The 12751-nt window shown below is 57.4% G+C and carries 7 protein-coding genes and 1 pseudogene; 3 read left to right on the top strand and 5 right to left on the bottom strand.

Annotation, left to right across the window (positions count from 1 at the left end):
- Both VL547_RS17805 and rmuC read left to right on the top strand, forming a co-directional pair.
- Positions 1-314, top strand: a pseudogene (locus VL547_RS17805) (hypothetical protein); the annotation flags it as partial.
- A 39-nt stretch (positions 315-353) separates the two neighbouring features.
- Positions 354-1691, top strand: coding sequence for a DNA recombination protein RmuC (gene rmuC, locus VL547_RS17810; RefSeq protein ID WP_325580376.1), 1338 nt, complete (start codon positions 354-356; stop codon positions 1689-1691).
- Positions 1692-1742: 51 nt separating this feature from the next.
- On the opposite strand, the gene VL547_RS17815 is transcribed toward rmuC, so the two are convergent.
- The 4 genes from VL547_RS17815 to VL547_RS17830 form a co-directional block, all read right to left on the bottom strand.
- Entirely contained in the window at positions 1743-4961 is a 3219-nt protein-coding gene (locus VL547_RS17815; RefSeq protein ID WP_325580378.1) for an alpha-mannosidase, read from the bottom strand.
- 121 nt (positions 4962-5082) lie between these two features.
- Positions 5083-5946: an OmpA/MotB family protein gene (locus VL547_RS17820; protein WP_325580380.1), complete on the bottom strand. Its 864-nt coding sequence runs from the start codon at positions 5944-5946 to the stop codon at positions 5083-5085.
- 93 nt (positions 5947-6039) lie between these two features.
- Positions 6040-7428, bottom strand: a complete 1389-nt coding sequence (locus VL547_RS17825; RefSeq protein WP_325580382.1) for a HAMP domain-containing sensor histidine kinase — start codon at positions 7426-7428, stop codon at positions 6040-6042.
- A complete protein-coding gene (locus VL547_RS17830) occupies positions 7428-8123 on the bottom strand; it encodes a response regulator transcription factor (RefSeq protein ID WP_325580384.1) in 696 nt (231 codons plus the stop codon). The genes VL547_RS17825 and VL547_RS17830 overlap by 1 nt, the downstream gene beginning before the upstream one ends.
- A 145-nt stretch (positions 8124-8268) precedes the next feature.
- Between VL547_RS17830 and VL547_RS17835 the strand changes: the two genes are divergently transcribed.
- Positions 8269-9042: a universal stress protein gene (locus VL547_RS17835; protein ID WP_325580386.1), complete on the top strand. Its 774-nt coding sequence runs from the start codon at positions 8269-8271 to the stop codon at positions 9040-9042.
- Here the strand turns inward: VL547_RS17835 and VL547_RS17840 are convergent.
- A complete protein-coding gene (locus tag VL547_RS17840) occupies positions 9026-12739 on the bottom strand; it encodes a TIM-barrel domain-containing protein (RefSeq protein ID WP_325580388.1) in 3714 nt (1237 codons plus the stop codon). The genes VL547_RS17835 and VL547_RS17840 overlap by 17 nt on opposite strands.
- Positions 12740-12751 lie beyond the last annotated feature (12 nt).

Below are 12751 nucleotides of genomic sequence, written 5' to 3' on the forward strand. Positions count from 1 at the left end.
TTGTGGTGTTTTTAATGTACCGTGGTAAGCCCAGGGAGTGTATGGAGTGGGTGGGCGACCGTTACGTGTCGGTTCCGTGCAGTATAAAAAATGATGTGATTCCGCTGGATTCGAATAAACTGGTCAATTTTAAGAGGATTACCGACCTCAAAAACATTACGCGCGCGTCCATCGGGAGGGTCTGGTACGTGAAATTGCCCGGAGGTCAAATTGAATATTATACGTCGGATGGATTCGACCCGGTATTTACGGACCGGAGGCTGAAGCCGTTAACCGCCTACATGTACGCCAAGCATATCGACACGGCACGGTAACCCGAAAGCCCGGTGCGGGACATCCTTTATATTTAGGGTATGAACGATATACTATTTCTCATCCTCGGCATCGCCCTCGGGGGTGTCATTGGGTGGTTTTGGATGAAGGGAAGGGCGGCGATTGAATTGGCTACGGCCAATGCGGCCAGGGGGGCCGCGAATGAGGCGTTGCTCGAAAAAAACCAGGAGATAAAGACCTTGAAGGACGAGCTGTCGGGGGAGCGGCAGCGGGTGCAACGGAGCGAGCAGCAGCTGGCAAGGGCGGAAGCGGAAAACCGGGCGCTGGAGAAAAGCCTGAAGACGCAGGCGATGGAGCTGGAAAGGCTCAATCAGCGGTTCATTACCGAGTTTGAAAATGTAGCCAATAAGATATTGGACAGTAAGACGGACAAGTTCACGCAGTTGAACAAGATCAATATGACGGCCATCCTGGAGCCGTTGGGGAAAACCATTACGGAGTTCAGGGAGCAGATCAATACCGAATCGAAACAACGTTTTTCACTGGGGGAAAAGGTGAAGGAGCTGGCGGACCTCAACCAACAGCTCAGCAAGGATGCGCAGAACCTGGCCAGGGCGTTGAAGACCGAGTCGAAGACGCAGGGGCGCTGGGGGGAAGTGGTCCTCGAGTCGATACTGGAAAAGTCGGGGTTGCGGAAAGACGAGGAGTACTTTATGGAGTCGCAGTTGTACGGCCCGGACGGGCAGCCGCTGCGCAACGAAGCCAGGGGGACGAAGCTGCGGCCGGACGCCATTATTAAATACCCGGACGACCGGCACGTCATCATCGATGCCAAGGTGTCGATCAATGCCTTTGTCCGGGCCACGGAGGCGGTGGAACCCGTGCTCCAGCAGGCTGAGCTGGCTGAGCACGTACGGTCGGTCAAGGAGCACATCCAAGAATTGGAGAACCGGGCGTATGACGACTACCACAAAACGCTCGACTTCGTGATGATGTTCATCCCGAGCGAAGCGGCGTATATCGCGGCGCTGCAGGTGGAACCGGACCTCTGGAACTTTGCCTATGGCCGGCGGATATTGCTGACCAGCCCCAGCAGCCTGATCATTTCCCTGAAACTGATCGTCGATCTGTGGAAACGGGAATACCAGAACCTAAACGCCCGGGCTATCGCGGAACGGGGTAGCAAGCTGTACGACAAATTCGTTGGGTTTGTAACCAACCTACAGGGCGTGGGGCTGGCGCTCGATAACGCCAGGTCGTCTTATGATGAAGCATACAAGCAGCTGAACACGGGGCGCGACAACCTCGTGTTACAGGCGACCAAGCTGAAGGCGCTGGGGGTGAAGACGAAACGGGAGTTGCCGGACTCGCTGGCGAACAGCGCGCCGGAGATCGATAACGGCGAGGTGGAAGAATAAAAAAAACCCGCAGCTTTGAACTGCGGGTTAAAGTGCATGACTTAAAGCGATCTATCGCAGCGTCTCCGCCGGGCTATCCTTGAAGTCGTCGTAGAGCGGCTGGAGCGGCTTGGTGTTGTCGCCGGGCTCGTCGGTGACGGTCATGGCGACGATTTTGATGAGCATGCTTTGGGGGAGGGTGATTTGTTTGGCGCCCTTCGGGATGTTGAGCTGGTATTTGTAGAGATACCCGTACTGGTAGGCGCGGTTGTCGGACTGGTAGCGCTGGTGGGTGTGGGAGGCGAACCAGGCGATGTCGGCCTGTTTGGAGAACGGGGCGTCGATGGACGTGACCGTTACGCCGTCGAGGGCGAACTGGCGCGCGTAGAACTGGCCGACGAAGCCGGTCCACCGCTGGATGTCCAGCGGGTAGCTTTTGTCGTCGATCTTCAAGTCGGCGTGGGCGTCGTTGCTGGCCGCGGTCAGGATGTACAGACGGGTGTAGTCGCCGGCGGGGAGGTCGATCGTCTGGCCTTTGCAGGAGAGGGCGTTATTGGCGCCGTCTTCGCGGCTGCCGATGACGAAGTGGACGTCTTCGCTGGTGATGGTGTCGGGGACCATTTCGGCGGGGAGGTTGGCGCCGCGGCCGAAGTTGCCGTCATCGCGGTTGTCGTCGTGGCTCATCACGTCCTGGTCGTAGGCCAGGGTGACGGGTTGCTGGCGTACGGCGGCGGGCGCCTTGGGTGCCAGCCTGACGGCAAAGCTGCGGATGGTATAGTGAGACAGGTCGAACGTCAGGCGGTTCTTTTCGACGTGTGCGTCGCCGATCCGTTGTTCCTGGCCGTTGACTTCGTAGGCGTCTTCGATATTAGCGGGTAAGCCGATGGACAGGCCCTTTTCGTCTTTACCCAGCAGCTCGTTTAGACGGATGATATAGTAACCGTTGTCTTCCGCTTTTTTTACGGCCATGACCCCGACGCCGGGGTTGGCGTTCGAAATCAGCGAAAGGCTTTTGCCGGCCGCGCCGTCGTGCGACGGGGTTTCGAAGGCCAGCATCGGCTCGTTAAAAAAGGCGCCCTGCCACGGGGAAAGACCGGCGGCCCAGGTGCCCTTGTGTCCATAGATGCCGTATTTGAACTGGTGAACGCCCCAGTCCTGGGTGTTCTGGTAGCGGTAGCCCCGGTTGGCTTCGGGGGTATACATGAGCGTTAGCCGCACCTCGTTGTCGGCGGGTTTGTCGGAACCATATTTGCAGTCGTCCAGGATCGATACGCCGTATTGACCGCCCTTGTCGGTGATGTCGAACCATTCCTTGGCGGGCACCTCGTATTTTACGGCGTTGTTGTTGCTGCGCTCGATGGTCCCGGCGCCGAGGTCGTAGGTAGCGTTGGAATCGCTCACGGTGAGCGGGAAAGCGGCCTTCAGGCTGACGGACTTCGACTGCCAGTCGATGGTGTTGGCGACCTCTACCCTTTTGCCGGCGTCACCGGCGGACAGGCTGACGTATTGCGTGATCTTCGAGTTCTGCCCCTGGCGTTTGATCTCGAGCGCGACGCGGACGGGGCCCTGCTCGGCGATCCGGATCGAAGGTTGTTCGTCGAGGGCGCCGATGGGCGCCTTCTGGCGGTCGGTCCAGTCCATGTTCCAGGCGGGCCAGTCGCGCGGGGCTTCGTGTTGGAATTCCAGGTCGGCGGGTTTGGCGAGGAGCTCTTTGTTCGCTTTTTTGTCGAAGACGCTGGAGAGGTCGCCCTTGTCGTTTACGGTGACCTTGTAGTAGGCGTTCTCCAATGTGTGGTCGGTGACCTTCAAAGTCGTGGGGGATGCCGTAGCGCTGGTCTCACGTACGTCGAAGGCGGCCATGCCGACCGACGGCACGTGCGCCAGGAAAATAAAGGTCACCTTGTCGCCCTGCCGGCCGACGACCTGTGTCGGGACGGGTTTGCCCTTGCCGTCGTACACCTGTATGGCGTCCCCAGCGAGGCTCATCTCCGCGGAAACGACGTCCTCGCGGTCCATGGCGACCGGGTTGTAGACGACCAGGGCGCGGCCCTGGCCGCGGGTGTCCATCTGGCGGGCTACGCGCTCGACGGAGTGTTTCAGCACTTCGGCAAAACCATTGGCCGCGATGAATTCGTCGTTCCAGGCGTATTGAAATGCCATGGGGCTGGCGGTACCGGGGAGGATGTCGTGGTCCTGGCTACCCAGCACCAGGTTCCAGGCGTTCGTCAGCTTCTCCGAGGGGTAAGCGGCGCCGCCGGTCCAGTCGGCCATGACGGCCATCCCTTCGGCGGCCTTGGCGAGCAGTTCGTTCTTGCGGTTCATCCGCTTGATAAAGGACTGGGAAGTCAGCGAGCCGGCGCTGTGCTGGGTGAGCAGCAGGTCGCCGGTATACACCGGCAGTTTTCCCCGGATATCGGGCGTGATGTCCTTGTACATCTGGTCGGAAGAAGTGAGCGCTACCTTGAACTTGCTGTCGGCCTGCGGCAGGCTGCCCACGGCGTTCTTTATATCCCTTTCGCGGGGCGAGCCGCCCTGGTCGCCTACGCCGTAATAGCGGAAGTCGAAGGAGATACCGTATTTGGCCTGGTCTTCCGCCAGGCGGGCGTCCCAGGCGCTGTCCTTGTCGAGACGGGGGACGACCGAGCCGTTGTAGCTGGTGGCGTTGAGCGCGGCGATAATGCCCTTGCCGTCGGGGCCGTTCCACACGCCCACGTTAAAGGGGATACCCACGGCCGAGCCCCACGTGAGCTTCTGGGTGGAAAAACCCTTCAGTCCGCAATAGTTCCAGATGGACGGCGTATTGGCCAGGAAACCAAAACAGTCGGGCAACATATAGTCCTGGCTGGTGGTCCCGAATTCCTTTTGGAAATAATGGTTGCCGTACAGCACCTGGCGGATCAGCGACTCCGAGGAGGACATGTTCACCTCCGCCTCATCCACCGAGGAGCCGGATATCTTCCAGCGGCCGGCTTTTACGTAGTCTACGACCCTTTTGTACAGTTCCGGGTAGTATTCCTTCATCATCTGGTACCGCCGCGAGCCCGTGAAGTTGAACACGTACGCGGGATACTTCTCGAACAAGTGGAAGTTCTGCGTCATCGTGTTCTTTATCGACGTTTCGATCGTCTCGGGGTAGTCCCAGTTCCATTCGGTGTCGAGGTGGGCGTAGCCGATGGTGTAGAGGACGCGGTCGTGCTGGATGTTGTACGCCGTGTGGTCGGCGACCTGTGCGAATGTCGCCATGGTCCCCAGGAGGAGGGCTCCCGGGAGCAGGCAGAGTTTTTTGGTCATGGTTGATTAGGGTGATTCGGGTCTGAAAGTAGTGAATAATAGGCAACTAACTGTTAACAGACCTTAAAGGGGGAGCCCAGCTCCCCCCTTCACTTGCCTGCCACTGTAGTATAATATGGTCCTATTTCTTTTCCAGCAATTTAAAGAACTGATCCAGCTGAGGCAGCACGATAATGCGCGTACGGCGGTTGAGCGCCCGGCCCTCCCCCGTATCGTTGGTGGCCACGGGCTGGTATTCCCCCCTGCCGGCGGCGACTATTTGGGAAGGAGGTAACCCATACTGGTTTTGCAGGATACGGATGACGGCGGTGGACCGTTTTACGCTGAGGTCCCAGTTATCCAAAAGAACACCCCTTTGGTATGGGTTCGAATCGGTATTGCCTTCGACCATAAAATCCAGCTCGGGGTGACTTTTCAACACTTCGGCCACCTTCCCCAGTACTTCTTTGGCTTGTGGCGTTACCACATAGCTGCCGCTCTCGAATAACAGCTTGTCGGAAATATTGATATAGACCACGCCCTTCTCCACCTTGACGTCTATGTCCTGGTCGCTCAGGTTCCCGATCGCGCCTTTCAGGTTCATCACCAGCGCCATATTCAGGGAGTCCTTGTGGGCCAGCGCCGACTGGAGGCTCTGGATATAGGCGTCCTTGGCGCCGATGTTGTCCAGGGACTTTTTTATACTTTCGGCCTGGGCACTGGAGATCACGGACAGGTCCTGGAGCTGTTTCAACGCCTGCGTGCTGTTCTCCTTCAGGTAAGCGACCTGCTTGTTCAGCGCATCGATCTGTGCTTCATCCAGGGCCTTTTTCCGGGAACAATCCGATTGATTGGCATTGCAGGTCTTCAGGTCGTTTTGCAATGATCCGTATGAGGTGTTCAGCTCGTTGTACCGGGTCTGGAGGGTTTTGAATTTCCTGCTGCTGACGCAGCCAAGCAACATTACCGGCGCCATGCCGATCATCAATGCGTGTTTGAGGTTCATGCCTGCTCTTTTTATGGCAATATTGGGCGGCAATATTATAGCGGCCTTAAAATGGAATTAGAATCCGATTAGAAGACCATCCTTAACACTTATTTAATTAATTCCGCCACCCGGTAGCAGGATCGTGAACGTTGCCCCCGCGTCCACCCCCGAGTCGACGGTGATCGTACCCTTGTGGAGTTTTATGATGCGTGTAGCCAATGACAACCCCAGGCCAAACCCGGGCGTCGACTGGTCTTCCTCCAGCCGGTAAAAAGGCTGGAATATCTTCTCACGATCCTCTTCGGCGATGCCTTTGCCTATGTTCGACACGGTGACGCATATCGCCCGGTTCTCCACGGCCAGCCTCACGATGGCATGATGGTCCGGCGAGTATTTACAGGCATTGAGCACGATGTTCTTTACCGCGTTGAACAAGAGCGCGGCATTCCCGAATACGAACAATTCCTCTTCATGCTCGGGAAGGCGATCGAAATCCAGCGTGACGCTGTAGGAGCCGTCGGTTTTGACCATCTCGCCCGGCAGGCTCAGGAGTATCTCGTCGATCCGGACGAGGTCGATGTCCAACCCCCTGGAGGTACCCGAGGCCTTGGCGAATTCGAGCAAGGTCTGGGTCAGGTTACTCAATTGCTGTACGTCCTGGTACACGGATTGAATGACCCGCTGGTAACCCTCCGGGGTCCGTAGCCGTTGCAGGGCAACTTCCAGCTGGTTCGATATGGAGGTCAGCGGGGTGGACAACTCGTGGGAAGCATTGGATATGAACATGGCCTGGGTGTCGAAGCTTTCCTGGAGCCGGTTGAGCAACCGGTTAAGGGTATCGGAGAGGTAAAACCATTCGTCGTTCTTGTTCTGGCTCACCGAGCGGATCCTCCGGGCCAGGTTCTTTGCTGAAATTTCATTGACTTCGTCTGATATCCGGCGTAAGGGATGAAGAAGGCTCAGGGAAAAGAAATAGCCGAACGAAACCGATATCAGCAGACCGCCGATAAAACTCAGGGACAACACCCTCCTCAGGTGGCTGAGCCTTTCGATGCCGTCCTCGTCGAAAGCGGCGGCGACGACCACCTGGCCGTGGCCGGCGCATCGGTAATAGCAGGCGACCACGTCCTTGCCGTTCCGGGTGAAATACAGTATTTTTTTCTGCCAAACGGTTCCCAGCGCGTCTTTCCCCATCCCGATCGAATCGGATGGGTTATCGCTGTACCAGTAGACCTTTTTGCCGAGGGAGTCATAGGCTTCGATCACCTTGGCTTTCATCGCCATCGCCGTAGCGGAGTCTATTTTTCTCAGGAGACCGCCATCGAATACGCCGCTCTCCCCCAGGAGGCGGCTGGTGGTAATCGCGGTGTTGGTCAACCGCGTCCTGATGTCCGAAATCCGGTTCCGGTAAGATATATAATAGACCGATCCGCACACCAGCAACAAGATGAGCAATGCCAGCAGGCTGAACAAGAGCGTTATCCGGACTTTGAGCAACATCAGCCCGCCCTTTCTTTCAATATGTATCCCATGCCCACGTGCGTCTGGATGAGCTTGTGGTCGAAATCCCTGTCGACCTTGTTCCGGACATAACTGATGTAGACGTCGATAACGTTGGTATTTGATTTGAAATCCGCGTCCCAGACATTGATGGACAGGTCCGCCCTCGAAACGACCCGGTTCTTGTTGCGGAGCAGGTACTCCAGGAGTTGGAATTCCTTTGCGGTCAGGCTTATCTTTTTGCCACCCCGGGCGACTTCCTTCGTATCCAGGTTCAATTCCAGGTCGGCCGCCCGCAATATATTCCCAACCGGAACAGTGTGTACGAGGGCGCGCCGGAGCAGCACCCCGATCCTCAGCAACAGCTCCCGGAACGCGAAGGGCTTTACGAGATAGTCGTCCGCACCGGCGTCGTAGGCTTCTATTTTATTTTCCAGGGTGCTCATGGAGGTAAGCATGATCACCACGGCGTGCTCGTTGATGTGACGGATCGATTTGCACAGGTCGTAGCCGTTCATACCCGGCAGGTTGATATCGAGGATTACGAGATCGTATCCGCGCGCCGAGAAGAGTTGATGACCGATTTTCCCATCGTAGGCGACCTCCACCTCGAAACCGTGTTCCGTCAAACCCATTTTGAGCGTATCGGCAATCTTCCGCTCGTCTTCGACCACCAGGATCCTTCTTTCATCCATTCCCGTCCCTTTGTTGAACAATATTACGGTATGGAAGGGAGAATTACAAAGGACCGCCGCGGGTGGGTTCTAATGTAATTCTAATGCCGTTTTAATGGGGTCTTAATGCCACCGTGATACCTTGGATAAAAGCTTAATCCAAGCGATGCACGCCACATTTGCCCATATCCTTGTCCCCGTCGATTTTTCGCTGAATACCGAATTGGCGGTCAGGAAGGCCGTCGAACTGGGTGGAGAGGAAAACGTCCTGCTCCACCTGTTCCATGTAGAAAGGACCTTGACGACGTTGGAAGCGAAGCTAAAGCTGAACCTGATCAAATCGGTCACGGAAGAGAGATGGCCGTGGGTCAGGGTAAGGATCCACGTGGACGACGGGTCGTCCGTTACGGCCGGCATCATCGCCATGGCCAGGCTGGTATCTCCCGAGCTGATCGTTATAGGCAAGCACGGTGGTAACCGGTACCTGCCGCTCCACGCCATTTCCCCGCAATACCTGGCTAAAGCGACCCGTGTCCCGGTTATGACCGTCAAACCGGGGAGCATGGACGGTAAAATAAAGATTGTCGTCATCCCGGTCAGGGACGTGATGACGGAGAGGAAACTGGAAATAGCGCTTACGATCGCTCAAAGATACCGGGCGCGGATACACCTGGTGACCACCCAGCAAGTCGTTTCCTCCCGGGCATTCGTCAACACGTACCGCCAGCTCCGGGAATTCCTGGGTCAGCGCGTCGAGTACCACGCCGATGCGAGACGGAATCTCGTTAAAGCCACGGTGCGCTATGCGGAATCCATCATGGCCGATTTGATCCTCGCGGACCCTGAAACTGAAAGCTCCGTCCTTTCATGGATAGGTCGCACCCATATCAGTCATTTGCTCAAACAGGGATCCAGGGTGCAAATCATGGATGTGGCGTGAATGTCGCCGAATCCAATAGCCTGTCTACGAGCAGGCCGTCAACCGGTTTCAGATCGAAACGCACCCGGCGCTTCGCCTTCAGCTTTATGATGAACAAATCCATCGTCCCCGACAACACCGGTTCATCTCCCACATTGACGAAGGTGGGGTACAACGCTTTGACGCCGTTGCTGTGCAAACGGTCGTTGGTCATGTTCCGCATGTCTTTCACGCCGAGCGGCACGATACCCGCGAATTCGAAATCCTGCGCATTATAGGGCAACGCGAAGCTCAGGGCATTCACCGACCGCAGGCCGATGCCTTTTACGGTTATTTCCGCGACGTCGCCTTTTTCGTAGACATCCTTGTCGGCGCCGATCCCGATACTGCCAGCCAGGCTGTCGTCCTGTCCCGCTTCCACGCCGCCGTCCAGCCGGGTGGCGACGGTGGAGATATCGAAGGCGTCGATCAGGCCGTTGCCGTTGACGTCTCCTTTGCTCACATAGCCGTCGAAATCGCCGTCGCCCTTTCTCAGCCCGGTGTAATTCATATAGGACACCAGGTCGTTGTTGTCGATCTTATAGTCGTTGTTGATGTCGCCCGGTATGAAGCTAACGGAGCCGGGCACCTTGAAGACATACAGCTCCCTACCCGATCCGTATCCCCCGACGGCATCGGTGACGGCGATTTTTATGTACCGCGCCGTCGGATGGTTGTGGAAAACATACTCTTTTGTGTCGCCGTTCTTTGGCCAGGCGAACGTGTCGGCCTTTGACCAATTGACCTTGTCCATGCTGTAGGCAATCGCGCCATTCAGTATGATCCCGTTACCCCGGCTTCGGGGCAGGTATTGGATCTTGTCCAGCTTGTTCACGGACATCAAATCCATGACGAGGTCGAACGGGACGGCTTTAGCGCCCCATTGGGTGTGCCACATACTGTTTTCGTCAAAATCAAACAGGTTGGATACCTCGCTCCCCTCTTCCGGGGGCGCAGACACCCGGGCGGTGATGTCGTGGATGGCAAACTCCAGCGGGTTCTTTTTGGTCTTCGCGGAAAACGGTGTCCAGGCGGAGGGGCCCGTTTTGTTTACCGATCGTAGCTTGAACGTATAGGTCGTGTCGGGGAGGAGGTCTTCGAAGACGAGGGACGTGTCGCGGATCGTACTGTACAGCTGGCCATTAAAAGCGATCTCGTAATAATCCGCACCCGGCACGGCGCGCCAGCTGGGCGTCAGGGAGTAGGGGCCGGCGTCCGTTGCGCCCGTTCGCGGAGCGGTCAGGGGACCGGTGGATTTTAGCAGGTGATCCGCGGGGGTAAAGCGGAAGCCGGTTACGGTGAGGGTTACCGGCTCGGACGTGATGTCCGTCGCGTGGACTTTTACCCACAGCTGTCGATTTTGGGGTTGCGCGCCGGCATAAAAGTATACATCCTTGCCGGTTTTAAAGCCATCCTCGGTGGGGGCCTGTTGCAACGGTAGGGGCTTGCCGCCGACAAGGACCGACACCCCGGTCGGCGCCTGGCTGACGTGCACGTGGAACTCCGTGGTCTTGTGGTCCACGAACCCATTGAAACGGCCTTTGGTCGGGTGCACCGTGATGGTGGCTGTGTTTGTAACGACCGATGACGTAATGAGGGTCGTGGTCCCCTCCCCCTTTTTGTAGGCTTCGGTAAACCCGTCGTCGTCGTATTCGGTAAACGAGGATTGACCGGCCGGGTACACGTCATAGATACGCGCGCCCTTGTCGATCTCTCCCACGTGGTTATTGGGATGGGTCATCGGGATGATGGCGCCGCTTTTGACAAACAACGGCAGCTTCCCGATGGGGGCGTCGAAGTTGTTGAGGATGCGGTTCCCTTCGTACCGGTCGCCGGTGAAATAGTCGATCCACGTCCCCGCCGGGAGGTAAATCCCGTCCCTGATGTCGTTGCCTTCCCTGTCCGGGTGGGTCGCCTTGTATATGGGCGCCACCAGGAACCAGGGGCCGTACATAAACTGGTACCGCGTGCCCCGTCCGTAGGTAAAGGCGTCGGGAAATTCCAGGAACATGGCCCGGATGATGGGGAGCCCATCGGTCGCTTGCCGGGCGATGCTGTAGGTATAGGGAATCAGCGACGATTTCAATTTCAGATACGTGCGGTTGATGGAGGTGGTGGGCTCGCCCAGCGCCTGCGGGTACTTAGGGTTCGCCCCCCAGCCGTCCATGTTCAGCTGCATCGGCGTAAAGGCCTTCCACTCGAAATCCCGGGCGTTCACGACCGGGTTCCTGCCCCCAAAGATGCCATCCATATCCGACGTGATGTTCGGTTGTCCCGATAGTCCCGATCCCAGGTAGGTGGGGATATGAAAACGGATGTACTCCCATACACCGCCCGTCTGATCGCCCGTCCACACGCCGGCGTACCGTTGCGTGCCCGCCCAGCCATCGAGTGTGATGATAAAGGGGCGCGCATCGCTGCCCAGCCGGGACATGACGCCCGCGACGTCGGCCACGCCGTTCAACCCAAAGGAATACCCCGCGCCGACCCACGCGACGTCCGTTTTTAACACGCGTACGCCGGCCACGCCGACTTCCTTTTCGATGTCGCGTTGTAACAGGGCGCCGATGCTGTCGATGGGGTGCAGGTTCGATTGCGTCCAAAGCCCGATCTGCACGCCGCTCTGTCGCGCATAGTCGCCAAAAGACTTCAGGTTTTGGATGTTGCTGTCCAGGGTACTGGTTTGACCGTACCCGGCGCCGTAACCGTCGTTGGGCAATATCCACCCGAGCGGCATGTCGGCAGCCCTGTACCGGTCTATGACCGCGCGCGCGGAAAACGGGTAGTTGTTCTTTTCGCCGTTGAGCGATTCCTTGACGCCGCCATTGTCGCGCTGGCTTTCTTTATATCGCCGACCGTCTTCGAACGGTATCCCGGCGGTGTCCGCTTTCCAATAGTCGCGGTTGTACGCGTTCAGGTGGCCTTCGTAGAATCCGAACTTCGGCAGCAGTATGGGATGACCCGTGAGCTGGTAAAAATCGCCGAGCAGCGCCGCGGGCTTTTGATCGATCATAAAGAATACATCCAGGTACGGTGTTTCATGGGACAGCGTGACGAGGTCTGTCCGGGCGGCCCCGAGATCATATTTCCCCTTCTTGAACGTATACCACATGACGCCATATCCACGGGTCGACCAGTAAAAGGGCGTGGGGGAGGCCACGCCGCCGTCCGTCCAGCTGTTCTGGTTTTCGATGGCAATGACTTTTCCTTTGTGCGAAAAACGGCCGTTTTGAACGCCGCCGCCGTAGAAATATTCGTCCGGGTGGGCTTTTAGCGTCAGCGTCGTTTGTTTTTGCGTGAGCTGGGGCGCCGCGGTGATCTCCGCCGCGACTTTGTTGCCATCGAGCACGAGGATGTGGCAGCTGGCCTTGTCGATGGTGATCGTTATTTTCCCGGTGCTGACGCTGGCGTTTTGGGGCGTTTCGGTTATTTGTAAGCGCGTCACCGGCTGACGGGGATTGTCTGCCAATATCTTCGCGGAGGGCGACGCCTGCGGGTCGCGGAAGCCGTTACCGGCGCTGTCATAGAGCATCCGGAAGATGTTGTCGGCGTAGAAGTCCAACAACAGGTGCCGTTGGTTGGATAGCTTTACCTCTACCGTAGTGGGGTTTACCTTTTGGGCGGCCGCGTGAAAGACGCAAGCGATCAGAAACAGCGGGAGAATCCTGTAGCAACGCATCCCGTAAAGATA

Origin of the sequence: Dinghuibacter sp., from assembly GCF_035492835.1 — a bacterium.
Lineage (GTDB): Bacteria > Bacteroidota > Bacteroidia > Chitinophagales > Chitinophagaceae > Dinghuibacter.